The sequence below is a fragment of the Paenirhodobacter sp. genome (assembly GCF_041916475.1).
Classification (GTDB): domain Bacteria; phylum Pseudomonadota; class Alphaproteobacteria; order Rhodobacterales; family Rhodobacteraceae; genus Rhodobacter.
Map to the genome: position 1 here is coordinate 15,453 of NZ_JAYRZN010000031.1, position 25,197 is coordinate 40,649.

A 25,197-nucleotide genomic window follows, 5' to 3' on the forward strand; every position below is an offset into this window, starting at 1 on the left:
TTCCTCTTGCAGCCCAGGGCGCCATCCCCTAAATCCCCGCTCACCGAACCGGCAGCGCGGGCGTAGCTCAGGGGTAGAGCATTACCTTGCCAAGGTAAGGGTCGTGAGTTCGAATCTCATCGCCCGCTCCAGTTCGGCCATATCGCTGCATGCGGGCGTAGCTCAGGGGTAGAGCATTACCTTGCCAAGGTAAGGGTCGTGAGTTCGAATCTCATCGCCCGCTCCAGCGAACCAAACGGGACCGCCTCGGCGGTCCTTTTGTTTTGCGGATACCGTGGCGCCACGTCAGCCACCGCTTTGCATCCCCCCGCCCCCGCCCTATAAGGCAGACAAACGAGGGGACACCGATGCGCACAGCCACCATCACCCGCAAGACCGCCGAGACCGCCATTGCGGTCACCGTCAACCTCGACGGCACCGGGGTCTACCGCAACCAGACCGGCGTCGGCTTCTTCGACCATATGCTGGACCAGCTCTCGCGGCACTCCCTGATCGACATGGACGTGCGCGCCGAGGGCGACCTGCACATCGACGACCATCACACGGTGGAGGACACAGGCATCGCCATAGGCCAGGCGCTGGTGGCGGCCCTGGGCGACAAGACGGGCATCCGCCGCTACGGCCATTTCGCGCTGGCGATGGACGATACCCAGGTCGCCTGCGCGCTGGACCTGAGCGCCCGGCCCTATCTGGTCTGGAACCTGGAGTTCCCGACCCAGAAGATCGGCAGCTTCGATACCGAACTCGTGCGCGAATTCTTCCAGGCGCTATCTACCCATGGCGGCATCACCCTGCATGTGGACAAGGTCCACGGGCTGAACAGCCACCATATCGCCGAAGCGGCGTTCAAATCCGTCGCCCGGGCGTTGCGGATGGCGGTGGAGATCGACCCGCGCATGGCGGGCAGCCTGCCCTCCACCAAGGGGGCGCTCTGATGCTGACGGCCCTGGTCGATTACGAATCCGGCAACCTGCATTCGGCGCAGAAGGCCTTCGAGCGCATGGCGCGCGAGGGCAATCATGGCGATGTGGTGGTGACCTCGGATCCCGCCACCGTCGCCCGCGCGGACCGGGTGGTGCTGCCCGGAGATGGCGCCTTCCCCTCCTGCCGCGCCGCCCTCATCCGCCATCAGGGCCTGTTCGAGGCGATCGAGGAGGCCGTGATCGGCAAGGGCCGCCCCTTCCTCGGCATCTGCATCGGCATGCAGATGCTGGCCACGCGCGGGCTGGAGTTCCAGCCGACGGACGGCTTCGGCTGGATCCCGGGCGAAGTGCGGCGCATCGAGCCCGCCGACCCGGCGCTGAAGGTGCCGCATATGGGCTGGAACGATCTGGAGATCGACCGGCCGCACCCGGTGCTGGAGGGTACCAGCACGGGCGATCACGCCTATTTCGTGCATTCCTACCATTTCCGCGTGGGCCAGCCCGAGCACCTGCTCGCGCATGTGGATTACGCCGGGCCGATCACCGCGATCGTCGGGCGCGACAATATCGTCGGCACCCAGTTCCATCCGGAAAAGTCGCAGGCCACCGGGCTGCGGCTGATCTCGAACTTCCTCGGCTGGGCGCCCTAACGCAGGCGCGTCCAGTCCTGCCCGGCGCAGATCAGCCCGCCGAGCACACAGCCCGAGAGCTTCATCGCATCGCCTTTGAGGGCGATCTTGCCGACATAGGTCTTGCCGTTCGAGGGCCGCCAGACCTTGCCCGCATAGGTCCCGTCGCCCGCGGGCCGCATGTCGATGACGATCTGGCGGCCGATATTGGGGCTCTGGATCGGCGCGCCGCCCCGGAACGATTTCACGATCGTGCCGCAAAAGGCCGGGCCACAGGGCGCGATCTGCACCTGGGCATAGGCGCCTTCGTCGGGCTGCGTCTGCCACAGGCCCTCGATCGGGTCCGCGCAGGCCAGGGCCGGGGCCGCGAGCAGCGCCGCGGCCAGCAGGATATGTTTCATGATGTCCTCCCTTTCCGTGCACGTCACCATGGCGCTCCGAGTCGCCGCAAGGCTGACGTGGCGTCTTGCCCGGCAGGCCCCCGCATGGCATGACCGCCCGCGAAAACAGCGCCCCAACAGAGGGAGACAGCCATGATCCTCTACCCCGCGATCGACCTGAAGGACGGCCAGTGCGTGCGCCTGCTGCACGGCGAAATGGACAAGGCCACCGTCTTCGGCGACGACCCGGCGGCGCAGGCCGCGAAATTCGAGGCCGCGGGCTGCGAATGGATCCATCTGGTGGACCTGAACGGCGCCTTCGCGGGCCAGCCGGTGAATGCGGCGGCGGTGGAGGCGATCCTGTCGCGGATCTCCGTGCCCGCGCAGCTGGGCGGCGGCATCCGCGACATGGCCACCATCGAGCGGTGGCTCTCCAAAGGCCTTGCCCGCGTGATCCTGGGCACCGTGGCGGTGGAGAACCCCGCGCTGGTGCGCGAGGCCGCGCGCGCCTTCCCCGGGCAGGTGGCCGTGGGCATCGATGCGCGCGGCGGCCGCGTGGCGACGAAGGGCTGGGCCGAGGAGACCGATGTGATGGTCACCGACCTCGCGCGCAGCTTCGAGGACGCGGGCGTCGCAGCCATCATCTACACCGACATCCTGCGCGACGGCGCGATGCAGGGGCCAAACATCGAGGCCACCGAGGCACTGGCGCGCGCGGTGACGATCCCGGTCATCGCTTCGGGCGGCGTGTCGTCGCTGGCGGACCTGACCCGGCTGCGTGATACCGGCGTGATCGCCGGGGCGATCTCGGGCCGCGCGATCTATGACGGGGCGCTGGATCTGGGCGCAGCCCTCGCCGCGCTGAAGGGCTGACTCGCCCCGCCGCAAAGGTTAAGAAGGGCCAAAGGAGTCCGTCATGCTCAAGACCCGGATCATCCCCTGCCTCGACGTGGCCGATGGCCGCGTGGTGAAGGGGGTCAATTTCGTCAATCTGATCGACGCGGGCGACCCGGTCGAGGCCGCCAAGGCCTATGATGCGGCGGGCGCCGACGAGCTGTGCTTCCTCGACATCCACGCCACCCACGAGAACCGCGGCACCATGTACGATCTGGTCTCGCGCACGGCCGAGCAGTGCTTCATGCCGCTGACCGTGGGCGGCGGCGTGCGCAGCCATGAAGACGTGCGCAAGCTGCTGCTGGCAGGCGCCGACAAGGTCTCGTTCAACTCCGCCGCGGTAGCGGACCCCGATGTGGTGACCGAGGCCGCCGACCGCTTCGGCAGCCAGTGCATCGTCGTCGCGATCGACGCGAAAACGGTGGAGCCCGGACGCTGGGAGATTTTCACCCATGGCGGGCGCAAATCCACCGGCATCGACGCGGTCGATTTCGCCCGCAAGGTCGAGGCTCGCGGCGCGGGCGAGATCCTGCTCACCTCGATGGACCGCGACGGCACCCGCGCGGGCTTCAACCTGCCGCTGACCCGGGCCATCGCCGATGCGGTGGAAATCCCGGTGATCGCCTCGGGTGGGGTCGGCACGCTCGACCATCTGGTCGAAGGCGTGACCGAGGGCCATGCCTCGGCGGTGCTCGCGGCCTCCATCTTCCATTTCGGCACCTATACCATCCGGCAGGCCAAAGAGCACATGGCCGCCGCCGGCATCCCCGTGAGGCTCGCATGACCACGCTCGAACGGCTCGCCGCCACCATCGAATCGCGCAAGGACGCCGACCCCGACAGCAGCTGGACCGCGAAGCTGTTTGCCAAGGGGCCGGAGAAATGCGCCCAGAAGTTCGGCGAAGAGGCGATCGAGGCGGTGATGGCCGTGGCCAAGAACGACCGCGCCAACCTCGTCTATGAATCGGCCGACGTGCTCTATCATCTGCTGGTGATGCTCTCGGCGCGGGGGGTGACGCTGGCGGAGGTGCTGGCCGAGCTCGACCGCCGCGAGGGCACCTCGGGCATCGCCGAGAAGGCCGCCCGCGGATGAAGGGCTACTGGATCGGACATGTCACCGTCGACGACCCTGAGGCCTATCAGGCCTACCGCACCGCCAATGCCGCGGCCTTCGGCAAATACGGCGGCCGCTTCCTCGTGCGCGGCGGCGCGCAGGAGGTGGTCGAGGGCAGCCTGCGCCCACGCGCGGTGGTGATCGAATTTCCCTCCATCGAGGCCGCCCGCGCCTGCTACGACAGCCCCGAATACCAGCGCGCGCTCTCGCTGCGGCAGCCGGTTTCCTTTGCCGATCTGTGCATCGTCGAGGGCTGGGAATGAAGGGCTATTGGGTCGCCCATGTCAGCGTGCGCGATCCGGCGGGCTATCAGGCCTACCGCGCCGCGGCGGCGGGGCCGATCGCGGCCCATGGCGGGCGGTTCCTGGCCCTGGGCGGCGCGCAGGAGACGGTCGAGGGCAGCATGCGGCCACAGACGGTGATCGTCGAATTTCCCTCGCTCCAGGCGGCGCGCACCTGCTGGCACAGCCCGGCCTACCAGGAGACGGTCGCCCTGCGTGCGCCCCATGCCGAGGTCGATCTGAGCATCATCGCGGGTCTGTAAGGGCCCCGGGCTGCCGGCCACATACACGCCCAATAGCCAGCTTGTGATCCGCCCCACTACCGCGAGGCTTGCACGCCGCGCGCCAGCCCCTAGATTGCGCCCATGCTGAAATCGTTCCTCTCCCTCTTCTCCGACCCTGCGGCGCCCGCGCTGACCTCGGGCGATGCCGAATTCGCCATCGCGGTGCTGCTGGTGCGCCTGGCCCGCGCCGATGGCGACTACGAGGAAGCGGAGCGCACGCGGATCGACCGCGTTCTGGCGGCCCGGGACGGCCTCAGCCCCTGGGAGGCGGCGGATCTGCGCGGGCGCGCGGAAGAGGCGGAGAGCCTCGCGCCCGATACGGTGCGCTTCACCCGCGTCATCAAGGACCGCATCGCCTATGAAGACCGCATCGCAGTGATCGAGGCGCTCTGGGACGTGGCCTTCGCCGACCATGTCCGCGATGCGGAGGAGGATGCGCTGATCCGCCTGACCGCGAACCTGCTCGGCATCAACGACCGCGATTCGGCGCTGGCGCGTCAGCGGGTCGAGGCGCGGCGCGCCTGAGGAGCACCCACCTCCCCGCATAATGCCCTATTTTTGGGCAATATTTCCCGCTTGATCCAGCTTCCCCGTTGCAAAGCCCCGCGAATTCGCGCCAAGCTGGGCCATCGGAGCAAGAGAGCCATCGTGTCCATCACCCCAGCCGTCATCGAGATCCGCAATCTGCACAAGAGCTACGGGCAACTCGAAGTGCTCAAGGGCGTCTCCATCTGCGCCGAGAAGGGCAAGGTCGTCTCGCTGATCGGCTCTTCCGGCTCGGGCAAATCCACGCTCCTGCGCTGCTGCAACCTGCTGGAGGACAGCCAGGCGGGCGATGTCCTGTTTCGCGGCGAGGCGGTCAAATGGGCGGGTCAGGGCGCGCATCGCCACCCCGCCGACCGCGCCCAGGTGACGCGCTTCCGCACCAACCTTTCGATGGTGTTCCAGCAGTTCAACCTCTGGTCCCACATGACCATCTTGCAAAACGTCATGGAGGCGCCGCTCACGGTGCTGAAGCGCGACCCGAAGGAGGTCGAGGCGCTGGCGCGCAAGTTCCTGGACAAGGTCGGCATCGGCAACAAGGCGGATGCCTGGCCTGCGCAGCTCTCGGGCGGGCAGCAGCAGCGCGCGGCGATCGCGCGGGCCTTGTGCATGCAGCCCGAGGCGCTGCTGTTCGACGAGCCGACCTCCGCGCTCGATCCCGAGTTGCAGCAGGAGGTGGTCAAGGTGATCAAGGACCTGGCGAACGAGGAACGCACGATGATCCTCGTCACCCATGACATGCGGCTCGCGGCGGATGTGTCGGACCATGTCGTGTTCCTGCACCTCGGCCGGATCGAGGAAGAAGGCCCGCCCGAACAGCTGTTCGGCGCACCGAAGTCAGAACGGCTCAAGCAATTCCTGTCGGCCACGATCGCGGCCTGACGGGCAATCATCAACCAAACCAGACAGGGGTATCGAATGAAGAAGCTGATCCTGACCGGCGCCATGCTGGCGTTCTCGGCGGGTGTCGCCATGGCGCAGGACATGGTGCGTATGGGCACCGAAGGCGCCTACCCTCCCTACAACTTCATCAATGACAAGGGCGAGGTCGACGGCTTCGAGCGCGAGCTCGGCGACAAGCTCTGCGCGATGGAAAGCCTGAAGTGCACCTGGGTGAAGAACGAATGGGATTCGATCATCCCGAACCTGCTCTCGGGCAACTATGACACGATCATGGCCGGGATGAGCATCACCGACGAGCGCAAGAAGACCATCGACTTCACCCAGAACTACTTCCCCCCCGCGGCCTCGGCCTATGCTGCGCTGAAGGCGGATGCGGATCTGAAGGGCGTGGTCGCGGCGCAGGTCGGCACGATCCAGGCGGATTTCGTGGCCAAATCGGGCGCGACGCTACTGGAATTCGCCACGCTCGACGATACCGTCGCGGCGGTGAAGAACGGCGAGGCGGATGCGGTATTTGCCGACAAGGACGCCCTCTCGGCCTTCGTGACCGAGGACGGCCCGATGGTGTGGTCGGGCGAGGACGTGCCGCTGGGCGACGGGATCGGCATCGGCATGCGCAAGTCGGATTCGGCGCTGAAAGAAAAGCTGAACGCCGCGATCACCAAGCTGAAGGAATCGGGCGAGCTGAACACCATGATCAAGAAATGGTTCGGCGACGAAGCCAAGACCTTCTGATGTATCCGGGCGGGGGCTCCGGCCCCTGCCCGCCAGATCCCAGCGTGACATGTTCCAAAGCTGCGCCGACCCATCCCAACTCGAGGGCCTGAGCTGGCTCCTGTGCTACCTGACATCGGGCAAGCACCTGATGTTCTATGGCTCCTTCTTCGTGGTGATCCTGCTGATGCTGGTGGTTGCGCCGGTCGCGCTGCTGTTCGGCTTCGGCGGCGCGCTTGCGGCACGCTCCGCGCACTGGCCGCTGCGGATCTTCGGCAAGGGCTACACCTCCATGGTGCGCGGCGTGCCCGACATCATCTTCTTCCTGTTCGTGCCGGTGGCGATGGACCAGGGGCTGGAATGGCTGCGGCATCTGTATAAATGCCCGCCCTCGGATCAGCCGGTCTGGGCGAATGGCGAATTCAGCGTTTGCCCGGCGGCGAAACTGCCGCTCGCGACCGCGCCGGATTTCTATCATGAGGCCTATGGCTTCGCGCTCGCGGTGGTGGCCTTCGCCATCGTCTTCGGCGCCTTTGCAGCCAATGTGCTGCATGGCGCGATGAATGCCGTGCCGCGCGCGCAGCTGGAGACGGCCGAGGCCTATGGCATGACCGCATCACAGGTCCGCCGCCGGGTGCTGATCCCGCAGATGTGGACCTATGCCCTGCCCGGCCTGTCGAACCTGTGGATGATCCTGATCAAGGCGACGCCGCTGCTGTTCCTGCTCGGGATCGAGGACATCGTCTACTGGGCGCGCGAGCTCGGCGCCACCAAATCCCCCATCTTCGACTATCCGCACCCCGACTGGCGGCTGTGGTACTTTCTGGTGCTTCTGGCCTTCTATCTCGGCATGACCCGGATCTCGGAAATCGTGCTCGGCCGCCTGACGACGCGGCTCGCGCGCGGGCAGGCGACGATGGCGGGCGAAGCAATGCGAAAGGCGGGCGCATGAGCTGCATGCAGACCATCGCCGATTACGGCCTGCGCTCGCTGGGCTATGGCGAACGCCTGCTGCCGCGGGGCGATTTCACCCTGTGCCAGCATTTCACCCTGATCGGCTCCGGCCTGATCTGGAACCTGTATTTCGGCATTATCGCGCTCGCGCTCGGGTTCTTCTTCGCCACGGCTCTGGCGGTGGCCAAGGCATCCGGCCCGAAATGGCTGCGCAAGCCCGCCGAATGGTTCATCTTTGTGTTCCGCGGCTCGCCGCTGTTCATCCAGTTCTTCATCGCCTACGAGGCGCTGGTGCGGCTGCCGAAGGCGGGGATCACGCTCGGCGGGCTGCTGATCCCGACGGACTGGACCACCTCCGCCTGGGCGGGCGCGGCACTGGTACTGTTCCTCAACACCTCCGCCTATGCGGCGGAAATCTTCTATGGTGCGCTGCGGGCGGTGCCCAAGGGCGACCTGGAGGCGGCCGATGCCTATGGTATGGCCGGCTGGACGAAGTTCCGCCGGGTGGCCTGGCCCACGATGCTGCGCCTCGCCTGGCCCGCCTATACCAACGAGGCGATCTTCCTGTTTCATGCCACGACGCTGGTCTTTTTCTCGGGTTTCCCGGCCTTCCAGCAACGCGGCGATGCGCTTTACTACGCGAAATTCTTCGCGGACAAGACATTCAACCCATTCATCCCCTATCCGATCGCGGCGTTCTACTTCATTCTGCTGACACTCGCCCTGATCGGATTGTTCGGGGTGATCAACCGCCGCCTGAACCGCCACCTTCCTGGTGCGCGTCCCAAATTGAGGGTCAGGCCGCAAATCGTCAGGTGAGGAAATGGACTGGCTGAGAGAACACCCCGAGGTGCGCACCATTCGCGTGGCTGCGGCCGATCTGAACGGGGTGGCGCGGGGAAAACGCATCCCCGCACGTTTCGCGCAAAAAGTGCAGACCGAGGGCACGCGTTTTCCCTTCTCGGTGATGAACCTCGACATCTGGGGGGAGGATATCGAGGACAGCCCGCTGGTCTTTGAGACCGGCGATTGCGATGGCCTGCTGATGCCGACGGAGCGGGGCTTCATGCCGATGCCCTGGCTGGCATCGCCCACGGCCCTCTTGCCGATCTGGATGTTCCACATGGACGGGCGGCCCTATGCGGGCGATCCGCGTCAGGCGCTCGCGCGCGTGGTGGACCGCTACAAGGCGCATGGCCTGACCCCGGTCGTCGCGACGGAGCTGGAATTCTTCCTGATCGACGACAGCGGCAAGACGCTGCGGGTGCCGCCTTCGCCGCGCTCCGGCAAGCGGCGCACCGGTGGCGAAACGCTGAGCCTGCGGGCGCTGGATGCCTTCGATGGCTTCTTCTCCGCGCTCTATGCCGCCTGCGAGGAAATGGACATCCCCGCCGATACCGCCATCTCCGAAGCCGGGCCGGGGCAGTTCGAGATCAATCTGATGCACCAGGCGGATGCGCTGCGGGCCGCGGACGATGCCTGGCTGTTCAAGATGCTGGTGAAGGGACTGGCGCGCGAGCATGGCTTTGCCGCCTCGTTCATGGCCAAGCCCTACAACCTGTGGCCCGGCAACGGCATGCACACGCATTTCTCGATCCTGGATCAGGCCGGGGAGAACATCTTCAACGACGGCACCGAAAAGGGCTCCGACCGGCTGCGCCATGCGGTGGCGGGCTGCCTCGCGGCCCTGCCCGGCTCGACGCTGATCTTTGCGCCGCATGAGAACAGCTACGACCGGCTGGTGCCGAATGCCCATGCGCCCACGGGCATCGGCTGGGCCTATGAGAACCGCACGGCGGCGCTGCGGATCCCGTCCTCCGGCCCGGTGGCGCGGCGGATCGAGCACCGTGTGGCGGGGGGCGATGTGAACCCCTATCTGCTGCTCGCGGCGATCCTCGGCGCAGCGCTGGTGGGCATTGAGGACCGGATGATCCCCGACGATCCGATCGTGGGCAACGCCTATGCCCAGAGCCTGCCGCAGCTGCCGGCGACCTGGAACCTGGCGCTGAACACCTTCGCCAACTGCCCGCTGATCCCGCGGATTTTCGAGCGGGAGCTGATCGAGAATTTCCTGATGTGCAAGCGCCAGGAGATCCACTACATGGCCGAGCTCTCGGACGAGGAACAGACCGAGCTCTATCTCGACACGGTCTAGGCTTGTGGCCTCCCGCGCCCGGGGCTACCTTGGGCGCGGAAAACTTCACGAGACATTCATGCTGATCGGCATTCTGCAAACCGGCCAATCCCCCGAGGCACTCCGGGAGGGAAACGGCGACTATCCCGACATGTTCCAGCGCCTTCTGGCGGACCGCGGCCTGAGCTTCCGCACCTACAAGGTGGCGGAGATGGACTTCCCCGCCGACGTTCACGACTGCGACGGCTGGCTGATAACCGGCTCGCGCTTCGGCGTCTATGAGGAGCATCCGTTCATCGCGCCGCTGGAGGCCTTCATCCGCAAGACCATCGCCGCGGGCGTGCCGCTGGTGGGGATCTGCTTCGGCCACCAGATCATCGCCCAGGCGATGGGCGGCAAGGTGGAGAAATATGCCGGAGGCTGGGCCATCGGCGCGCAGGATTATGTGCTCGACGGCGCCCCGGTGACGCTCAACGCCTGGCATCAGGACCAAGTCGTGCGCCGCCCCGAGGGGGCCGAAGTCATCGCCTGCAACGATTTTTGCGAGAATGCCGCGCTGGTGTACGGCGACCGTGCCTTCACCGTGCAGGCCCACCCCGAATTCGACGATACCTTCATCCGCGGCATGCTGGAAAAGCGCGCCCCGGGGCTGGTCCCCGATCCGCTGATCGCGGCGGCGGCCGGACGGGTGGCGGAGGAGAAATCCTCGCCGCTGCTTGCCGCGAAAATCGCCGATTTCTTCCTCAAACCCCGAGGCTGAGATGTCCGACTGGAAAAACCTGATCCCGCAGGCCGCGCAGGATTATATCGCGGGGCGCCGCCTCGACGAGGTGGAATGCATCGTGGCCGATATCGCGGGCGTGGCCCGCGGCAAGGCGATGCCCGCCTCGAAATTCGAGCATCAGGACCGGTTCTTCCTGCCGAATTCGATTTTCCTGCAAACGATCACCGGCGAATGGACCGACAACCCGACGGGCGCCTTCACCGAGCCCGACATGATCCTGACGCCGGACTGGTCCACCGCCGCCGCCGCGCCCTGGACGGCGGATATCACGCTGATGGTGATCCATGACGTGAAGGACCAGCAGGGCAACCCGGTGACGGTGGCGCCGCGCAACGTGCTCAAGCGCATCCTCGCGCTGTTCGAGGCCGAGGGCTGGCGGCCGATCGTCGCGCCCGAGATGGAGTTCTTCCTCGTCGCGCGCAACCTCGACCCGAACCAGCCGATCATCCCGCCGATGGGCCGCTCCGGGCGCCGCGCCGCCGGCAAGCAGGCCTATTCGATGTCCGCCGTGGATGAATACGGCAAGGTGATCGACGACATCTACGATTTCGCCGAGGCGCAGGGCTTCGAGATCGACGGCATCCTGCAGGAAGGCGGCGCGGGCCAGGTGGAGATCAACCTCGCCCATGGCGACCCGGTGCACCTCGCCGACCAGATCTTCTACTTCAAGCGGCTGATCCGCGAGGCGGCACTGCGCCACGACTGCTTCGCCACCTTCATGGCCAAGCCGATCGAAGGTGAGCCCGGATCGGCGATGCATATCCACCAGTCGGTCGTGGATGTGCGTACCGGCAAGAACATCTTCTCGGATGCCGATGGCAACGAAACCCCCGCCTTCCTGCATGCGATCGCGGGGCTGCAGACGCACCTGCCCGCGGTCACCGCGCTGCTGGCCCCCTATGTGAACAGCTACCGCCGCTACGTCCCGGATTTCGCGGCGCCGATCAACCTGGAATGGGGCCGCGACAACCGCACCACCGGGCTCCGGGTGCCGATCTCCGGCCCCGCCGCGCGGCGGGTGGAGAACCGGCTCGCAGGGATGGACTGCAACCCCTATCTCGGGCTCGCGGCCTCGCTCGCCTGCATCTATCTCGGCCTGAAGGCGCAGGAGATGCCGCGCCCGGAATGCATCGGCGACGCCTATATCGGCGACAGCGACCTGCCGTTCAACCTCGGCGATGCGCTGGATCTTTTCGCGGACTCGACGCCGGTGCGCGATGTGCTCGGCCCCGAGTTCTGCACCGTCTACGAGGCGGTGAAACGCAACGAATACAAGGAGTTCCTCCAGGTCATCAGCCCGTGGGAACGTGAGCATCTGCTCCTGAACGTATGAACCTTCTGTTCGCCAACGACCGCGCAGGGGAGTTTCCCGACAGCTTCTATGCCGCCACCCGCGACGCGGCGCCGCTTCGCCCCGCACTGAAAGGCGCGCACCGGGCGGATGTGTGCATCATCGGCGCGGGCTATACCGGCCTTTCGGCCGCGCTGCATCTGGCCGAAGCCGGGCGCCGGGTCGTGGTACTGGAGGCGCATCGGGTGGGCTTCGGCGCCTCCGGGCGCAATGGCGGGCAGATCGGCTCCGGCCAGCGGTTGGAGGTGACGGAGCTCGAGCATATGGCCGGGCGCGAGACCGCCCGGCGCCTGTGGGACATGGCCGAGGAGGCGAAAGCGCTCACCTATGCGCTGGCCGCGCGCGCGGGTGTGCCCACGGCCCTCGGCATCGCCCATTGCGCGCTGCATCCGGGCGAAGTGCGCCATGCCCGTGCGCAGGCCGAGCATCTGGCGGCGCATTACGGCTATGATCAGATCACCCCGCTGGACAGGGCGGGCCTGCAGGCGCTGGTGCCCTCGCCGCTTTATCTGGGCGGAGACATAGACCGTGGCGCGGGCCATGTGCATCCGCTGAACCTCTGCCTCGGCCTGGCGCGCCTCGCCGAAGAAGCGGGCGCGATCATTCTGGAGCGCTCCCCCGTCACCCATATCGAACATGGGGCCGAGGGCGCGCACAGCTGGATCGCGACGGAGGCGGGGCATATCGAGGCCGAACATCTGATCCTGGCCGCGAACGGCTACCTGGACCATCTCGAGCCTTCGGTGGCGGCCCGGGTGATGCCGATCAATAATTATATCGTGGCCACAGAGCCCTTGGGTGCCCGCGCGCAGGAGGTTCTCACCGAGAACATCGCCGCGAATGATACCAAATTCGTGGTGAATTACTGGCGCCTGCACGAGGACCGGCTGCTGTTCGGCGGCGGCGAGACCGTCAGCTACCGCTTCCCGCGCGATATTGCCGGGCTGGTGCGCAAGCCGCTGGAAACCGTCTATCCGCAGCTGAAGGGCGTGCGGCTGACGCATGCCTGGGGTGGCACGCTGGCCATCACCATGAACCGGATGCCCTGCTTCCGCCGGCCCGCGCCGAACTGCCTCTCGGCCTCAGGCTATTCGGGCCATGGCGTGGCGATGGCGACGCTCGCGGGCAAGCTGATGGCGCAGGCGATCGAGGCCACCGGCGACGGGTTCGACGCCATGGCGGCCCTCCCCTGCCACATGTTCCCGGGCGGCAGCCACTTCCGCTGGCCGCTTCTGGCGCTCGGGATGGGCTGGTACAGCCTGCGCGACCGTCTCGGGTTCTAAAGGCCCAGCCGGGGGATTTCGATCTTCGGGCAATGGTCCATCACCACCGCCTTCCCGGCGGCTTTCGCGGCCGCGGCGCCCTCGGGGCTGATCACGCCAAGTTGCATCCACACCGTGCGCAGCTGCGGCAGATGCGCCAGTGCTTCGGCCACGATGCCCGGCACCGCCTCCGGGGCGCGGAAGATATCCACCATATCCACCGGGATCGATTCGGGAATCGCCGCCAGATCGGGGTAAACCGTCTCTCCCAGCAGCTCCTGCCCGGCGAGGCCGGGGTTCACCGGGATCACCCGGTAGCCCCGCGCCTGTAGGAATTGTGCCACACCATGGGAGGGACGTTCGGGCTTGTTGGAGATTCCGACGACGGCAATCACCCTGGTCTCTTGCAATATCCGGCGAATTTCGGCATCAGTCATCGCGTTCCTCCCTGACCCGCTCAGTGTGCAGAAAAATGCGCCCGAGCCAAGAGGCCGGGCGCACAGTGGCGGAACGAGGGACAGTGAACTGAAGCGCAGCGGTTCCAAGGCTGTGCCTCTGTTATTATATCTAGAGACGTAACGGCACAATTAAAGGGCGATTTGAGAAAAATCGCATTTTTGTGACATCAGCGGTTGACCGTCGCGTAAAGCGACACCGCCGCGGCATTCGAGACATTCAGCGAGCCGAACCCGCCCGCGAACGGGATTCGCACCAGAAAATCGCATGTTTCCCGGGTCTTCTCGCGCAGCCCGGGCCCTTCGGCGCCCAGCACGAGGCCCACCGGGCGGCTCCCCGCCTGCGCCAGCCCTTCGGCCAGCGTCATCTCCGCTTCGCCCGCCAGCCCCAGCAGGACATAGCCCATCTCCTGCAATTCGCGCATCGCATCGGCCAGATTCGTGATCCGCAGATAGGGTTGCCGCTCCAGCGCCCCCGAAGCGGTCTTGGCCAGGGCCCCGGTCTCGGGCGCGGAATGGCGCAGCGGCGCAACCACGGCGCGCGCGCCGAATACTTCGGCCGAGCGCAGCACCGCGCCGACGTTGTGCGGATCCGTCACTCGGTCCAGCAGCACCACCAGCGGCGCCCCCGCCCCCGTCAGCGCGACATCGCCGAGCTTGCCCCAATCCAGCGGCTTGACCTCCAGCGCGGCGCCCTGATGCACGGAATCCTGCGCCAGCGGCACATGGCTGTCGAACTTGCGCGGATCGACGATCTCGGGCGCGATCCCCGAAGCCGCGATCGCCTCCACCAGCTTGTCGGTCGCGTTTTTCGTGAGCACCAGCCGCAGCTTGGTCCGCGCCGGATTCACCAGCGCATCGCGCACGGCATGCAGACCGAACAGCCAGACGGTCTCTGCCGCCGCTGCCCGTTTCGTGCGTTCCTTGTCGATCACCCAGGCCGGTTTTTTCATGGCTGTCCCCTCTCGATACCCCTGACTGCCCTGCGCACACGGCTTTGGCAAGTACCGCTTTGCCGGGAGAAAAAACCTGCTTGACGCCCCCCGCCCCCCCGGATATTCAGCCCGCGTCGGGTGACGAGCTGCAAGGTGCGGCAGCGGACTGTAACTCCGCCGGGGAGACCCACGCCTGGTTCGATTCCAGGGTCACCCACCACTTACCAACGTAAGTCATTGTTTATCCTTGATTTACTTTGGAGGTGGTGGGGTCACCGATCAACCTACCGGCCATCTCAAAAGTGATTGGATGATACTGGATGTGACGGATTCGGACAGTACGCCCGACCTGAACCTAGTATGTGAAGGTCAAGCCTCCCCGACCAGAGCGCTGGACCTTCCCTTGTGCATGGTCTTGCTCCACCTGCCATCATGGCCTCGGAGATACCTTGCCTGTTCGTCCTGAGCAGAGAGGATGCTGATATCTGCGTGGCTCGTGTCGACCATGAGAGTGAAGCCAATCAGTTTTGTCCCGCCCGGCACCTGTTCGGCGAACAGACGAAACAGTTCGGCCTTGTGGTGTGCGATCTGCTCGTCGCGGGTCATCACATTGACCACCGCAACGGCGGGCGAAGCCAGCATTGGTGCCGCGAGCGCAGCGGTCAGGATATCACGCCGCTTCATTGCGCACACCCTTCCGATCACGGGGCAAGCGGTCGATATCTTCGACCAGCTTCTTGAGGGCCTCCTCGGAAGCGTTCGCCAGCGCGGAAACGTGGTCCAGATTGTGATTGCGGCCACCATCAGCCATGCCGAAATCCATCTCGCACAGGATGCTTTGCATGATCTTGACCAAATGCAGGACCTGCCCGGCGCGCCATGTGCAATCATCAACATCGAGAATCATGCCGCCACCTCCGTCAGCTTCTCAACCCGGCGCAGGGCGGTGCGAACGTAGGAACGTGCCTCGCGCTCGGCCTGAGTGTAGCCGGCGCGTCGCTCGGTGGCGCCGAGCGCCAAGGACAGGCAGTCGTGGATCTCATTGAGGACGCTGATCGGCAAGCCGGTAGCGGTCCCGCGAGCGGGTCTGTGTAGCATTTGCACTGTCTCCAAGTTAGGATATAGTAACAGTGTTACCATACAGGGGTGGACATGATCGAGCAAGAAAAAAGTAACACGGTTACCATTGATGCGACGCAATGCCGAATGGCACGAGCCGCCCTTGGGCTTGGCGTTCGTGATTTGGCGATAGCCGCTGACATGTCACCCAACACCATCGCGCGGCTTGAACGTAGCGAAGTCCTAAAGCCTGCCACCCTCGCCGCGATCCGCGCGGCCCTCGAAATAAGGGGCATACAGTTCCTTGAGGGTGGGCAGGTTGCGACTGGGCCGGGCGTAGCGATAAGCGAAAGGAAGGGCTGAAGGCTATGGGCAACACCGATGATGAACCTGTGACAGAAAACGAATGGGACAGGCGACGCAAAGCACCCGCCCACTTTTGGGCCAAGGCCCACAACGCTCGCTATAGTGCCCGTGTCTTGCAGAGCCTTGACGAGCACGTCGCGGTAGAACTGGCAGCACAATCAGCCTATCGCGGCACACCAAGCCAAGCGCTGTGGGAAGCCTTCATCAGGGAGGCATCGATAGCTCTGGAACTTATACTGAAGGCCCTGATTTGCGCCCAATGCGGAAAACCACCGCGGACCACACATGACGTGTACGCCCTTTGGTCAGAAGCGCGCCTGCCCAGTCTCAAAAATGATGATTGGCAGCGGCTCGCAGAGATGACCGAAGTTCTTAATTGGGCCGGGCGCTATGCCGCGCCAACTGGCGACAAGAAAATGGATGAGGCGCGAGTGAGATACACCAAGCACGAGCACCGCATTCCGCTTGGGGCGACCTATATCATTGAGCCAGCCCCGCTCAAATGGAGCGACTTCGACGCGCTGTATCAGATCGTGTTGGAACAATTTCTTCAGGTTTTTGAGCTAGCCCTACCTCGGGATAAGCACCCAGACCCAGAGATCGGCGTTTGCCCGCAATCAGTGTGCGCAAGATCCAGCTTCGCGCCCCGGTCGGCGTGATCTGCAACAACAGCCCCGACACCCCGCCCACAGCCACCGTAAAATTGCCGCCCTGGCCCGGATGCCGAAGGCGTTTAATTTCGATGGGGGAGAGTTCGGGAACCATCTTGGGCATTTTGTGAATCCATCCTACCGGCCAAAAACGATAGTAATGGGGCGTTACGGAACGCAACGGAACAATACAGGAAACAAGCATATACCATTGATACAGAAAGAAAGATTTTCCACATACATACAGGTTTACACCCGTCTCTGGTGGCAGGGTCACCCACCACTACAGCATACCGCGCGCATCTGCGCGATGGATGCGAGACGTACAATCTCCTGAAAGCTCATGCGGGAAATGCCTCGAAAAGCCATATCCCACGCACCCCTGCCCTAACACCAAAACCGCGGCGCCGCCCTCAGCAGATACACAGTTGCCTGGCGTTGGCAGCCTGTGGGTGCGCAATGGCTGCGGGAAATAATACCGCGCTCCCGTTCCCACCCGGCCAGATCGCCGCGCCGGGGCACCCTCGCTCGTGCGGCGCGATCATCCGCAGCGCGCGACGATTGCCTCGGCGAGCTGCGTATCGACAGCCATCACGTTCACATAGCCCCCGCGCAGCGCGGCGATGGTCGGCTCCAGCTTGTGCAGCCCGCTGACGACCAGCATCCCCTTCATCTGCCGCAGCGTCTGATGATCCGCCCCGATCAGCCGGTCATCCAGCTCCCCCAGAACCGGTGCGCCATCGCGGTCGATGAAGCGCCCCGCGATGATCCCGATCGCACCGCGCGCGACATAGGCATCCATGTCCGCGCCGGTCGCAATCTTGAACTGAACGACATGGCTGTCGTGGGTGCAGGGGCTGAGCGAATACAGCGCCTTGTTGCACAGGCGCAGGTTCGACAGCTGCTCCGCGATGATCGGCTCGGCCTGCAGCATCCGCGCGAGTTCCGCAGAGGAGCAGACCGCGGGCGCGTTCAGGTTCACGCATTCTGCCCCCAGCCTGCGGGCGATTTCGGTCGAGCAGCTCTCGGATGTGGGCAGGAGCGGGTTCGCCATGGAGCCGATCAGCTGCCGGATCGTCAGCCCCTGCATCGGCCAGACCGGCACGCTTTCGGAGACGAACCACACGGTCTGCCCCCAGCTCACGCCCAGCTGATCGCCCGGGGCCACGAAATCCGGCACCATCTGCGCCGCCGCCTCGCAGACCATCCGCGTCAGCACCTCGCCGCCCTGCCCCTCGTCGGGAACCACCAGCGCGGCTTCGAGGCCAAAGATCTCGCTCAGCGCATCGGCCAGCGCATTGATCCGGAAATGCTCCCCCGAAATCTTCACACAGACGATCTCGCGGTCCTTGGCCTGCTTCAGATAGCTGATGACCGTGGGCCGCGAGAGGTTCAGCCGCTTGGCGATATCGCCCTGGGTGAGGTTCTTGATGTAGTAGAGCCAGGCAACCTCTGCGATGGTCCGGGTGGAAGGTTGATGGCCCCGGGACATGCGGTTTCTCCTGGCTCAGGCTGCGGCGATTTTCAGAACAGTTTCGGTAATCTGGAGATCACTGTCCAGATCACGATCCGAGATCTTCCCGGCGCTCCGGAGATCGGCATGATAGCCACGCACCGCCTCTGCGGGCGCCACGGCACCGTCGGCCACCCGGCGCATCCAGGAGATGAAGGCCAGCTGATCCTCGGCCATGTTGATCTTGCGCCCGAACAGGGCGAGGCGGCCGCCATGGCGCTCGGCCTGCGCCACCAGCTCGAACGTGTCGCGGTGCGTGCCGCCGCCGCCGCCCAGCACACCCACGACCATGGAAGGGTCGTGGGCGGCCAGCTCCTCGAGCGCCGCAGGCCCATTATATGCGACCTTGAGGAACTCCGGACGCTCCGTGCGGGTCAGCCCCGCCAGCGCGCGCGTGATGCAATCATTGACGAAAGCGCCGAGATCGGCCTCGGCAATGCCGATATCGATATTCGGGTTGAACACCTCGAGGAAGTGCCGCACGCCCTCGGCTTCGGCCTCTGCCCGGAACGCGGCATAGGCCGCCAGCGCGGCGGCATCGGCGGCGGCATCGTTCATGAAGGTGATCGAATAGAGGCACAGCGGCGCCGGCGCATGGCGCAGGCTCGCGCTGCGGAACGGCAGCGAAGCGGTCTCGCGGTAGCGCCCGCCGCGGATCACGCCCCAGACATCGGTCGTGTCATTGCCGCGGAAGGCGGGCATCACCGCCGAGCCGGTGAAGGCGCCGGATCCGGCCAGCAGATCGATGTTGCCGGCCGATCCGAGCATGATATCCACCACGTCCTGCGCGATCAGCGCGCGCATCTGATCGAGGAATTCGGCCCGGGTCCGGTTGCCGCTCACCCGGCCGCCGGCATCGCGCCGCCGTCCGGTGGTCAGGATACCGCCCGACATGTCGGCGTCCTTGGCATCGGCGATCATGAAATCCCCGGTCCTGTAATCCCCCGCGCGGATGCGGGCGATCTTCTCGGCGTAGCGGGTGTGGGAAAAGGCGGTCATGTCAGGCGTCCTTGGCAAGCAGAGACCGGCCGGTGGCACGGTCAAATACATGGAGATGCTCCGGGGCGATGGCGAAGCTGATCGCGTCGCCGATCGAGAGCCGCCGGAAGTCCTTGGTCACAAGCGAAAGCTCGCGGCCGTCCACTTCGGCGATCACCTGGCCCTCGCTGCCCATGTTCTCGATCAGCTGCACCCTGCCGGTGATGGCGCCGGGCGCATCGGCCGCGACCAGGTCCATCCGCGAGGGGCGCAGCCCGAGCTCGACCTCCTGCCCTTCCTTCAGCCGGAACCGGCCCGGCGGCAGCGGGATCTGCACCGATCCGGCCACGGCCGCGCCGTTCTGCACCCGGCCCAGCAGGAAGTTCATCGCGGGCGAGCCGATGAAATCGGCCACGAAGCGGGTCGCCGGACGGTCGAAGATTTCGTCCGGGGTGCCCTGCTGCTCGATCGCCCCCGCCCGCATCAGCACGATCCGGTCAGCAATGGTCATCGCCTCCAGCTGGTCGTGGGTCACGAAGATCGTGGTCGTGCGCAGGGTGTTGTGCATCCGGCGGATTTCGGTGCGCAGCTTCTCGCGCAGCTTCGCGTCGAGGTTCGAGAGCGGCTCGTCGAACAGGAACACCTTCGGCGTCTTGATCATCGCGCGCGCCATCGCCACGCGCTGCTGCTGGCCCCCGGACATCGCCTTGGGCTTGCGCTCCAGCAGCGGCTCCAGCCCGAGGATCGAGACCACCTGGTGCAGCCGGCGCTCGATCTCCGCCTTGTCCACCCCCGCGCGGCGCAGCCCGAAGGTGATGTTCTCCCGCACCGACATGTGGGGATAGAGCGCGTAGCTCTGGAATACCATCGCGACCCCGCGCTGCCCGGGATGGCGGTGGGTGACATCCTCGCCCCCGATCGCGACCGTACCGGAACTCACATCCTCGAGCCCCGCGATCATCCGCAGCATCGTCGATTTTCCGCAGCCCGACGGGCCCAGGAAGACCACGAATTCATGATCCGGAATCGCGAGGTTCAGATCTTCGATCACCGGATGGCCGCCATAGCTCTTGGTGATGTTGGAACAGGTGATAGTGGCCATCTGTCAGCCTTTCGCACGTCCGCCCGCGCGGACCATTGAGTTGATCATGCCCATCAGCAGGCCGATGAAGACGAGGGGCGGCAGCACCAGAACGACCGTCGCCGCATTGATCACCCCCCAGGGGATTTCCTTGCCAAGCGAGGTGATCGAGGCCGCCACCACCGGCAGGGTCGCGTTCTTCGCAGCCAGCGTCAGCGCCAGCAGCAGCTCGTTCCAGACCAGCACGAAGGTGAAGACCAGCGCGCCGAACAGGGAGGGCGCGGCAATCGGCAGCGAGAACCGCCAGAACACCTCGGCATCGGTGCAGCCCTCCATCTGCGCGGCCTCCTCGATCTCGCGCGGGACGCGCTCGAAGGCCGGCACGGAGAGCCAGATCATGGTGGAGATCGTCGTCACCAGATAGACGAGGATCAGGCCGAACAGCGTGTCGTAGAGGCCCAGGTCCAGGTAGATCGCGATGAAGGGGATCGCGATGGCCACCGGCGGCATGAAGCGCAGCGACAGCACGAAAAACTGCGCATCATCGCCCCATTTCCGTGCGTGCCGCGCCAGCGTATGCGCCGCCGGAATGCCCAGCACCGCGCCGATGCCCACGGCCGCAGTGACCACGATCACCGAATTCAGAAGCCCGTCGCGGATGATCGGGTTGCTCAGGATGAAGCGGAAGTTCTCCAGCGTCGGCGTGAACACGAGCCGCGGCGTGGGGGTGACGATGTCGCGCAGCTCCTTGAACGCGCCGAGCGCCGTCCACAGGATCGGCATCAGCGCCACCAGCACCAGAAGCGCCAGCACGAGCCGCGCAGTGTAACGTAAGATCAGCGAGCCCATTTCTTCCCCGCGCGCATGACAATGGTGAAAGCGACCGTGGTGACGATCAGCAGCAGGATCGACATCGCCGAGGCATAGGAGACCCGGCCGCCGAGGTTGATCCCGGTCTGATAGGCATAGAGGTCGAGCGTTTCGGTGGCGGTGCCCGGCCCGCCGCCGGTCATGACGAAGATGAGATCGAAGGAGCGCAGCGATTCCACCGCCTTGACCAGAACGAGGCTGATCAGCGGCGCCTTCAGCATCGGCAGCGTCACATAGGCGTGGATCTGCCAGACCCGGGCATTGTCCAGCATCGCCGCCTCGATCGGGTCGCGCGGCAGGGTCTCCAGCAGCTTGATCAGGATCACCGCGAAGAACAGGCCCCATTGCCAGATATCGACCGCCGCCACCGAAAACAGCGCGATCTTCGGATTGGCCAGGAATTCCACCGGCCCGATGCCGAACAGCCCCGCGACCCAGTTCGCGAGCCCCAGCGTCGGCGAATAGAGGAACCGCCAGATGAACGCGGCCGCCACCCGCGGCAGCAGCACCGGCGCGAGGAAGGCGAAACAGATCAGGTTGCGCGCCAGCGGCCGCTTCACCGTCTCGAACACCAGCACCGCGAGCAGCACCGCCAGCGCCAGCGTGCCGGCGACCGTGACCAGCTCCCACAGCGCGGAGATTTCCAGCGCATTGAAGAAACGCTTGTCCCGGAACAGGCGCAGGTAATTGTAAAGCCCGACGAATTCATAATCGGGGGAGCGCAGCGTCCGGTTCATCACCGAAAACCACAGCGCTCCGGCGGTGGAGACCACCGCCAACACCCCCAGCACGATCAGCGCCGGGGCGAGCGTCAGCAGGACGAAGCCTTTTCTGGACATGGGAATACTCCGGTCAGGGGCGGACCCGGCGCGTGGCCGGATCCGCTGCTGCGGTCATTTGAGCCGCGCGAGGGCGTCCTCGGCCGTGAAGGCGGCCTCGTCGAGCGCGCCCTGGATGTCGTCGCGCGTGCCGGTGAAGATCTCTTCCAGCGCGAGGCCCAGCGTATCGCCGATTTCGGGCCAGGCGGGGCTGGCCATGATCAGCAGGCTGGTGCGCGGGCCGGTGGCGAGGAGCGCGTCGATATATTCCTTCGGCACCGCCTTCTGATAGGCTGCGCTCTGCATGGTGGAGATGCGCCCGATATCCGAAGCGATGCCCTGCGCGAGCCGCTTTTGCTCCATCTCCTTCGACGTGGCCCATCCGACGAAATCGCCCGCGACGGCCTTCATGCAATCATCCTTGGCGCCGACCTTCGACACCGCCCAGCCATGGGCCCAGCCTGCCGAGGGCAGCGGCTCGGGCGGGGAGATGTAGCCCACCTTGCCCGCGACCACGGATTTCTGCGGATCCTCCATCCAGGGGCCGAACACGTCGCTTTCGATCAGGAAGGCCACCTGGCCGCCGCGGAACGCTTCGACCGCATCGGACCAGTTGAACGTGCCGACGCCGGGCGGGCCATAAGACATCAGCTCCTTGTAGAGCGCCGTCGCCTTCACCCCGATTTCGGAATTGAACGCGGGGGCTTCGCCCTCCAGCCATTCGCCGCCCAGGCCCCGGAAGAACGGGGTCCAGCGCCAGACGTTCATCCCCGATCCACGCTGGCCGCGCGCGGCCCAGCCATGCAGGTTCGGCTCGGCCCCATCGGCCGCCTTCACCGCGGCCACCAGCTCATCGAGCGTCTTGGGCACGGCAATGCCCTTGGCCTCCAGCACGTCCTTGCGATACATCAGCACGTCGCCGCCGCCGACGAAGGGCGCGAAATACTGCACGCCACCCACGGTCGCGACATTCTTCAGATCGACCCGGAAATCATTGAGGTCGTAGTCCGCCGGCACCACATCGGCGAGCGGATAGACCCAGTCCGCCGAGACATATTCGGCCAGGTTCGCCTCGTCGATATAGAGCACCTGATAGGCCCCGGCGCCGGTCGAGGCATCGAGCCGCGCCTTCGCGCGCCGCTCGTTCTCGCCCAAGAGCGTGATCTTCACCTCGGTGCCCCATTTCTGGTCGAATTCGGCCAGCTGCCCGTCCAGCATCGTGACCGAGGGCATCCCCTGCCCGACCACGTTCAGCACCGGCACCTTGCCCTTGCAGGCCGCGACATCGGCCACCGCGGCGAGCGGCAGAAGGGCTGCGCATACGCTGCCTGCCAGAAGGCGGTTCATGGTCTTCATGGTCTCTCTCCCTGTAATGACGCCAACTCCGGTACTCCTCATCCGGGGGTCAGCGCATGGTTGCGATCAGCTCCATCATCCCCCGGTCGAGCCGGAGGAAATCGTCGTAGCGGCCCGCGTAGAACGCGTGGCGCGCGGGATCGGGGGCATGGGTGCGGGCGATGCGGCTCATCGCGCGGGTCGCCTGCGTCAGGCCCGGATAGAGCCCGCCCGCTACCGCCGCGCAGATCCCCGCGCCAAGCGCGCCCACCTCATCTGCCGCGATCACCTCGACCGGCCGGCCGCAGACATCGGCAAAGATCTGCGCCCAGGCGGGCGAGCGCGCCGCCCCGCCGGTCAGGCGGATCGCCGCGGGCCAGGCGCCGGTGCCATGCGGCAGGATCTGTTCGGCATGGCGGCGGTGCTGGAACGCGACCCCCTCGCAGATCGCGCGCAGCATGCTGGCTTCGTCATCGGTGCTCCCGAGGCCGACGAAGGCGCCGCGCCGCGGCCGCGGGCCATGCACATAGGGCAGAAAATGGCAGCGCCGCGCCTGCACCGGGCAGTCTTCGATGCGCGCCACCGCCTCCGAAACCGTCAGCCGCCCCGCCAGCGCCCGGTCCAGGTACCAGCCCAGATTCGCCGCCGAGGACGGGCTGCCCTCAGCCACAAGCCGGGTCGCCCCGTCGCGGTAGATCATGTTCAGGATCGGCGCGGGCGCCGCGCTGGCGCCATCCACCTCCATCCCGTTGATCGCCCAGGTCCCGGCGATCATCACCAGCCGGTCATGGGTCGTCACCCCCGCGCCGAGCGCGCAGGCCGCGACATCCATCATCCCTCCGGCGACCGGCAGGCCCACCGGCAAGCCCGTCTGCGCCGCGGCCTCGGCGCTCACCCGGACGCCTGCTGCCGCGCTTCCGACGATGGGCGGCAGCTTCGCGCGCAGCTCCGGATGACCGAAAGCCTCCAGCACCGGCGTGGAATAGCTGCCGCGCCCGAGATCCATCAGCCCGCCGCCGCTCGCATCCGTGGGGTCGGTCTGCATCTCGCCGGTCAGGCGCAGCCGGATGAAATCCTTGCAGGCGAGCCCCCAGGCAGAGCGCGCCATCACCTCCGGCTCGTCGCGCGCGAGGCCCACCAGCTGCAGCAGCGTCTGCCCGCCCCAGGGCCGGTGACCGTTCAGCGCAGAGATCTCGTCGAGGCGGCCCTCCGCCTCCAGCGCATCGACGATCGGCTGCGCCCGATGATCGACAGAGACGATTCCCGGGCGGGTCGGCCGCCCGGCGGCATCGACCATGAAGATGCCATTGCCAAAACCGGTGCACCCGGCCGCCAAAAGCCGCCCCGGCGCCACACCGCAGACCACCGCCCGGATCGCGCGCGCCGTCGCCTCCCAGAAGGCCTCCGGGTCGCGCTCCACGCGGCCATCCGGATGGTGCACGGTCGTCACATCGGCATGACGCTGCGCGACGGCCCGCCCGTCCGCATCGAACAGCACCACCTTTACCGCCGTACCCCCCGCGTCGATCGCGAGGACCAGCGGCCCCTCCTGCGCAGTCATCCTCTCCCGCCTCCCTATTGCCGCCAGAGAATGCGCGGGTCGCGCGCCGCCGCATCCACCTGTCGCTCCGCCCAATCGGACGGATGGCCCAGCTCCTCCGCCATCACCAGCGCAATCTCCCGCAGCGCGGCCTCCGTCAGACGGCCGGTCATCACCAGCCCGGTGCGGCGCAGGATCATGTCCTCCAGCGTCAGCGCCATGCGCTGGCGTACGAGCCAGACCACCTCCCGCCGCGAAAACCCGGGCGCCGCAATGAGATCCGCATCCGCGCCCGCCGCGCAGAACCGCGCCACCTCCGCCGCAATCGCCCCGTATCTGCGCAGCAGCACCTCGGCGCGCGCGCCCCCCACAGCCGCCCGGGCGGCTGCGGCAGCCGCGTCCGGCCCGGCAGCGCCGGGATAGGGGCGCCCGGCCGTCGTTGCCGCCC

32 protein-coding genes, 3 tRNA genes and 1 pseudogene are annotated in these 25,197 nt (G+C 66.1%); 21 read left to right on the forward strand and 15 right to left on the reverse strand.

What is annotated here, in order from left to right:
- Positions 1-56: 56 nt before the first annotated feature.
- The 4 genes from ACOMG5_RS13175 to hisH all read left to right on the forward strand — a co-directional run bounded on the left by ACOMG5_RS13175 (position 57) and on the right by hisH (position 1,573).
- Positions 57-131: transfer RNA gene (locus ACOMG5_RS13175), tRNA-Gly, on the forward strand.
- Positions 132-151: 20 nt separating this feature from the next.
- Positions 152-226: transfer RNA gene (locus ACOMG5_RS13180), tRNA-Gly, on the forward strand.
- 121 nt (positions 227-347) lie between these two features.
- Positions 348-935 carry an imidazoleglycerol-phosphate dehydratase HisB gene (gene hisB / locus ACOMG5_RS13185; RefSeq protein WP_420344260.1) on the forward strand — a complete coding sequence of 196 codons (588 nt, stop codon included), beginning with the start codon at positions 348-350 and terminating at the stop codon, positions 933-935.
- The gene (hisH, locus tag ACOMG5_RS13190) at positions 935-1,573 is read left to right on the forward strand and encodes an imidazole glycerol phosphate synthase subunit HisH (RefSeq protein WP_420344261.1); all 639 of its coding nucleotides are present in this window, start codon (positions 935-937) and stop codon (positions 1,571-1,573) included. Before hisB ends, hisH begins: the two co-directional genes overlap by 1 nt.
- Here the strand turns inward: hisH and ACOMG5_RS13195 are convergent.
- Positions 1,570-1,953 (reverse strand): DUF2147 domain-containing protein, encoded by a 384-nt coding sequence (locus ACOMG5_RS13195; protein ID WP_420344262.1) that lies wholly within the window; start codon positions 1,951-1,953, stop codon positions 1,570-1,572. The two genes, hisH and ACOMG5_RS13195, sit on opposite strands and share 4 nt — an antisense overlap.
- A 132-nt stretch (positions 1,954-2,085) precedes the next feature.
- Here ACOMG5_RS13195 and hisA point away from each other — a divergent pair, with 132 nt between their 5' ends.
- The 14 genes from hisA (at position 2,086) to ACOMG5_RS13265 (ending at position 13,170) form a co-directional block, all read left to right on the forward strand.
- Complete coding sequence (hisA, locus tag ACOMG5_RS13200) at positions 2,086-2,805, forward strand: 1-(5-phosphoribosyl)-5-[(5-phosphoribosylamino)methylideneamino]imidazole-4-carboxamide isomerase (protein ID WP_420344263.1); 720 nt, start codon at positions 2,086-2,088, stop codon at positions 2,803-2,805.
- Between the two features lie 43 nt (positions 2,806-2,848).
- Positions 2,849-3,610: an imidazole glycerol phosphate synthase subunit HisF gene (gene hisF / locus ACOMG5_RS13205; protein WP_420344264.1), complete on the forward strand. Its 762-nt coding sequence runs from the start codon at positions 2,849-2,851 to the stop codon at positions 3,608-3,610.
- Positions 3,607-3,918, forward strand: a complete 312-nt coding sequence (locus ACOMG5_RS13210; protein WP_420344265.1) for a phosphoribosyl-ATP diphosphatase — start codon at positions 3,607-3,609, stop codon at positions 3,916-3,918. Before hisF ends, ACOMG5_RS13210 begins: the two co-directional genes overlap by 4 nt.
- Positions 3,915-4,202, forward strand: coding sequence for a DUF1330 domain-containing protein (locus ACOMG5_RS13215; RefSeq protein ID WP_420344266.1), 288 nt, complete (start codon positions 3,915-3,917; stop codon positions 4,200-4,202). Before ACOMG5_RS13210 ends, ACOMG5_RS13215 begins: the two co-directional genes overlap by 4 nt.
- The gene (locus ACOMG5_RS13220; RefSeq protein WP_420344267.1) at positions 4,199-4,483 is read left to right on the forward strand and encodes a DUF1330 domain-containing protein; all 285 of its coding nucleotides are present in this window, start codon (positions 4,199-4,201) and stop codon (positions 4,481-4,483) included. Before ACOMG5_RS13215 ends, ACOMG5_RS13220 begins: the two co-directional genes overlap by 4 nt.
- A 102-nt stretch (positions 4,484-4,585) precedes the next feature.
- A complete protein-coding gene (locus ACOMG5_RS13225) occupies positions 4,586-5,029 on the forward strand; it encodes a TerB family tellurite resistance protein (RefSeq protein ID WP_420344268.1) in 444 nt (147 codons plus the stop codon).
- Positions 5,030-5,152: 123 nt separating this feature from the next.
- Entirely contained in the window at positions 5,153-5,929 is a 777-nt protein-coding gene (locus ACOMG5_RS13230; RefSeq protein ID WP_420344269.1) for an ABC transporter ATP-binding protein, read from the forward strand.
- 36 nt (positions 5,930-5,965) lie between these two features.
- Positions 5,966-6,685, forward strand: coding sequence for a transporter substrate-binding domain-containing protein (locus tag ACOMG5_RS13235; RefSeq protein WP_420344270.1), 720 nt, complete (start codon positions 5,966-5,968; stop codon positions 6,683-6,685).
- Between the two features lie 49 nt (positions 6,686-6,734).
- On the forward strand, positions 6,735-7,616 hold the full coding sequence (locus tag ACOMG5_RS13240) for an ABC transporter permease (RefSeq protein WP_420344271.1): 882 nt from the start codon (positions 6,735-6,737) through the stop codon (positions 7,614-7,616).
- Complete coding sequence (locus ACOMG5_RS13245) at positions 7,613-8,437, forward strand: ABC transporter permease (RefSeq protein WP_420344272.1); 825 nt, start codon at positions 7,613-7,615, stop codon at positions 8,435-8,437. The genes ACOMG5_RS13240 and ACOMG5_RS13245 overlap by 4 nt, the downstream gene beginning before the upstream one ends.
- A 4-nt stretch (positions 8,438-8,441) precedes the next feature.
- The gene (locus ACOMG5_RS13250) at positions 8,442-9,773 is read left to right on the forward strand and encodes a glutamine synthetase family protein (RefSeq protein ID WP_420344273.1); all 1,332 of its coding nucleotides are present in this window, start codon (positions 8,442-8,444) and stop codon (positions 9,771-9,773) included.
- Positions 9,774-9,831: 58 nt separating this feature from the next.
- Entirely contained in the window at positions 9,832-10,512 is a 681-nt protein-coding gene (locus ACOMG5_RS13255; RefSeq protein WP_420344274.1) for a type 1 glutamine amidotransferase, read from the forward strand.
- Position 10,513: 1 nt separating this feature from the next.
- Positions 10,514-11,869 carry a glutamine synthetase family protein gene (locus ACOMG5_RS13260; protein ID WP_420344275.1) on the forward strand — a complete coding sequence of 452 codons (1,356 nt, stop codon included), beginning with the start codon at positions 10,514-10,516 and terminating at the stop codon, positions 11,867-11,869.
- Complete coding sequence (locus tag ACOMG5_RS13265; protein ID WP_420344276.1) at positions 11,866-13,170, forward strand: NAD(P)/FAD-dependent oxidoreductase; 1,305 nt, start codon at positions 11,866-11,868, stop codon at positions 13,168-13,170. Before ACOMG5_RS13260 ends, ACOMG5_RS13265 begins: the two co-directional genes overlap by 4 nt.
- Here the strand turns inward: ACOMG5_RS13265 and ACOMG5_RS13270 are convergent.
- Together ACOMG5_RS13270 and rlmB are read right to left on the reverse strand one after the other, a co-directional pair.
- Positions 13,167-13,586: a CoA-binding protein gene (locus tag ACOMG5_RS13270; protein ID WP_420344277.1), complete on the reverse strand. Its 420-nt coding sequence runs from the start codon at positions 13,584-13,586 to the stop codon at positions 13,167-13,169. The two genes, ACOMG5_RS13265 and ACOMG5_RS13270, sit on opposite strands and share 4 nt — an antisense overlap.
- A 188-nt stretch (positions 13,587-13,774) precedes the next feature.
- On the reverse strand, positions 13,775-14,557 hold the full coding sequence (gene rlmB, locus ACOMG5_RS13275; protein ID WP_420344278.1) for a 23S rRNA (guanosine(2251)-2'-O)-methyltransferase RlmB: 783 nt from the start codon (positions 14,555-14,557) through the stop codon (positions 13,775-13,777).
- A 118-nt stretch (positions 14,558-14,675) separates the two neighbouring features.
- On the opposite strand from rlmB, the gene ACOMG5_RS13280 reads away from it, so the two are divergent.
- A tRNA-Tyr gene (locus tag ACOMG5_RS13280) sits at positions 14,676-14,759 on the forward strand.
- Positions 14,760-14,908: 149 nt separating this feature from the next.
- On the opposite strand, the gene ACOMG5_RS13285 is transcribed toward ACOMG5_RS13280, so the two are convergent.
- From ACOMG5_RS13285 to ACOMG5_RS13295, 3 genes are read right to left on the reverse strand one after another with little or no spacing between them, the layout of a single operon-like run.
- Complete coding sequence (locus ACOMG5_RS13285) at positions 14,909-15,223, reverse strand: hypothetical protein (protein ID WP_420344279.1); 315 nt, start codon at positions 15,221-15,223, stop codon at positions 14,909-14,911.
- The gene (locus tag ACOMG5_RS13290) at positions 15,210-15,446 is read right to left on the reverse strand and encodes a hypothetical protein (RefSeq protein ID WP_420344280.1); all 237 of its coding nucleotides are present in this window, start codon (positions 15,444-15,446) and stop codon (positions 15,210-15,212) included. The genes ACOMG5_RS13285 and ACOMG5_RS13290 overlap by 14 nt, the downstream gene beginning before the upstream one ends.
- Entirely contained in the window at positions 15,443-15,601 is a 159-nt protein-coding gene (locus ACOMG5_RS13295) for a hypothetical protein (RefSeq protein WP_420344281.1), read from the reverse strand. Before ACOMG5_RS13295 ends, ACOMG5_RS13290 begins: the two co-directional genes overlap by 4 nt.
- Positions 15,602-15,691: 90 nt before the next feature.
- Between ACOMG5_RS13295 and ACOMG5_RS13300 the strand changes: the two genes are divergently transcribed.
- Together ACOMG5_RS13300 and ACOMG5_RS13305 are read left to right on the forward strand one after the other, a co-directional pair.
- Positions 15,692-15,961 (forward strand): helix-turn-helix domain-containing protein, encoded by a 270-nt coding sequence (locus ACOMG5_RS13300; protein ID WP_420344282.1) that lies wholly within the window; start codon positions 15,692-15,694, stop codon positions 15,959-15,961.
- 5 nt (positions 15,962-15,966) lie between these two features.
- Positions 15,967-16,623, forward strand: coding sequence for a HEPN domain-containing protein (locus tag ACOMG5_RS13305; protein ID WP_420344283.1), 657 nt, complete (start codon positions 15,967-15,969; stop codon positions 16,621-16,623).
- Here the strand turns inward: ACOMG5_RS13305 and ACOMG5_RS13310 are convergent.
- The 9 genes and pseudogenes from ACOMG5_RS13310 to ACOMG5_RS13350 all read right to left on the reverse strand — a co-directional run.
- A pseudogene (locus ACOMG5_RS13310) lies at positions 16,583-16,819 on the reverse strand (hypothetical protein); the annotation flags it as partial. The gene ACOMG5_RS13305 and the pseudogene ACOMG5_RS13310 sit on opposite strands and share 41 nt — an antisense overlap.
- Before the next feature lie 336 nt (positions 16,820-17,155).
- Entirely contained in the window at positions 17,156-18,106 is a 951-nt protein-coding gene (locus ACOMG5_RS13315; protein WP_420344284.1) for a sugar-binding transcriptional regulator, read from the reverse strand.
- Between the two features lie 15 nt (positions 18,107-18,121).
- Positions 18,122-19,126, reverse strand: coding sequence for a hypothetical protein (locus ACOMG5_RS13320; protein WP_420344285.1), 1,005 nt, complete (start codon positions 19,124-19,126; stop codon positions 18,122-18,124).
- Position 19,127: 1 nt separating this feature from the next.
- Positions 19,128-20,207 carry an ABC transporter ATP-binding protein gene (locus tag ACOMG5_RS13325; protein ID WP_420344286.1) on the reverse strand — a complete coding sequence of 360 codons (1,080 nt, stop codon included), beginning with the start codon at positions 20,205-20,207 and terminating at the stop codon, positions 19,128-19,130.
- A gap of 3 nt (positions 20,208-20,210) precedes the next feature.
- Positions 20,211-21,035, reverse strand: a complete 825-nt coding sequence (locus ACOMG5_RS13330; protein WP_420344287.1) for a carbohydrate ABC transporter permease — start codon at positions 21,033-21,035, stop codon at positions 20,211-20,213.
- Positions 21,023-21,895 (reverse strand): carbohydrate ABC transporter permease, encoded by an 873-nt coding sequence (locus tag ACOMG5_RS13335; RefSeq protein WP_420344288.1) that lies wholly within the window; start codon positions 21,893-21,895, stop codon positions 21,023-21,025. Before ACOMG5_RS13335 ends, ACOMG5_RS13330 begins: the two co-directional genes overlap by 13 nt.
- A 54-nt stretch (positions 21,896-21,949) precedes the next feature.
- Positions 21,950-23,230, reverse strand: a complete 1,281-nt coding sequence (locus ACOMG5_RS13340; protein WP_420344289.1) for an extracellular solute-binding protein — start codon at positions 23,228-23,230, stop codon at positions 21,950-21,952.
- A gap of 49 nt (positions 23,231-23,279) precedes the next feature.
- Positions 23,280-24,770: an FGGY-family carbohydrate kinase gene (locus tag ACOMG5_RS13345; protein ID WP_420344290.1), complete on the reverse strand. Its 1,491-nt coding sequence runs from the start codon at positions 24,768-24,770 to the stop codon at positions 23,280-23,282.
- A 14-nt stretch (positions 24,771-24,784) separates the two neighbouring features.
- On the reverse strand, positions 24,785-25,197 hold a 413-nt coding region (locus tag ACOMG5_RS13350; protein WP_420344291.1), incomplete at its 5' end, for a glycerol-3-phosphate dehydrogenase C-terminal domain-containing protein.